General features: G+C 40.4%; 1 protein-coding gene. It reads left to right on the forward strand.

Going from position 1 to position 344, the window contains the following annotated elements; genetic code table 11:
- Positions 1 to 344, forward strand: a 344-nt coding sequence (locus tag CDO51_RS13290; protein WP_205842276.1) for an IS66 family transposase zinc-finger binding domain-containing protein, incomplete at both ends; no start/stop codon positions are given.

The following is a 344-nucleotide window of genomic DNA, read 5'->3' on the forward strand; positions in this document are numbered from 1 at the left end:
CTCCAGATCAGATGCAGCTTTTTAACGAAACTGAAAAAGAAGCTGATGTTTCTGCAAAAGAGCCTGAACTGGAGGAAATTACATACAAGCGTCGTAAATCCAAAGGCCAGCGAGATATACAGTTAGAAGGCCTTGAAGAAGAAGTTGTAGAGCATCGCCTTTCTTCAGAAGAACAGGTGTGCTCTTGTTGTGGTGATAACCTTCATGAAATGAGCACAGAAGAAAGACGCGAATTAAAAATCGTTCCTGCCAAGGCCAAGGTATTAAAGCACATTAAGTATGTTTACAGCTGCAGAAAATGCGATAAAGAAAATACTACTACACCAGTAAAAACAGCACCTTCT

Origin of the sequence: Natranaerobius trueperi, from assembly GCF_002216005.1 — a bacterium.
GTDB lineage: Bacteria > Bacillota > Natranaerobiia > Natranaerobiales > Natranaerobiaceae > Natranaerobius_A > Natranaerobius_A trueperi.